The organism is Mesorhizobium sp. M7A.F.Ca.MR.148.00.0.0, from assembly GCF_003997735.1.
GTDB lineage: Bacteria > Pseudomonadota > Alphaproteobacteria > Rhizobiales > Rhizobiaceae > Mesorhizobium.
In genome coordinates this window covers 1-574 of the sequence record NZ_RZTB01000371.1, presented here as the reverse complement: position 1 = coordinate 574, position 574 = coordinate 1, and the positions used below count along the sequence as shown (strand labels likewise).

General features: G+C 67.6%; 1 protein-coding gene and 1 pseudogene. Both read right to left on the bottom strand.

Translation table 11 applies throughout. The annotated features are described in order from the left end of the window. Positions 1-290: pseudogene (locus EOB49_RS34565) on the bottom strand (proline hydroxylase); the annotation flags it as partial. Next, a partial coding sequence (locus EOB49_RS34560; protein ID WP_164781960.1) for a methylated-DNA--[protein]-cysteine S-methyltransferase occupies positions 287-574 on the bottom strand: 288 nt, incomplete at its 5' end. The gene EOB49_RS34560 and the pseudogene EOB49_RS34565, both read right to left, overlap by 4 nt.

The window sequence follows — 574 nt, the reverse complement described above, 5'->3', positions numbered from 1 at the left end:
GGATAGAGCGCGCTGCGCAGGCCACCGAGCAGGTCGGGCAAGGGATAGCGGAAATAGCGGTACTCACCCTTGCCGAAGCCGTGCCTGGCCATATGGATGTGGCTGCGGAAATGCTTCTCCTCGGAATAGAGGCCGGCGATCTGCCGGCACTCTTCGGGCGACAGCAGCTTTTCAATCACCGCGCAGCCGAAGCCGTCCAGTTCGGCGGCAAGGGCGGGCCAGTCGTAACCGGCGATTCGTGTCTGAGCAGCTTCGACCACCGATGCGGCAATTTTGGCATGGGCATTCATATCGTAGCCTCCTTGTCGAGCAGGGCGCGCTTGCGCCCGACGCCCCAGCGGTAGCCGGCCAGCGTGCCGTCGGCGCGGACAATGCGGTGGCAGGGGATGCCGAGCGCGATTGCATTGGCCGCACAGGCCGTCGCCACGGCGCGGGCGCCGTTCGGCTGGCCGAGACGGCGGGCCAGCGCGGTGTAGGTGGTGGTGGCGCCGCACGGGATGCTTCGGAACGCTTCCCACACGCGCTGCTGGAATGGCGTGCCGTGGCGCAGGTCGAGCGGCAGGTCGAAGCCGAC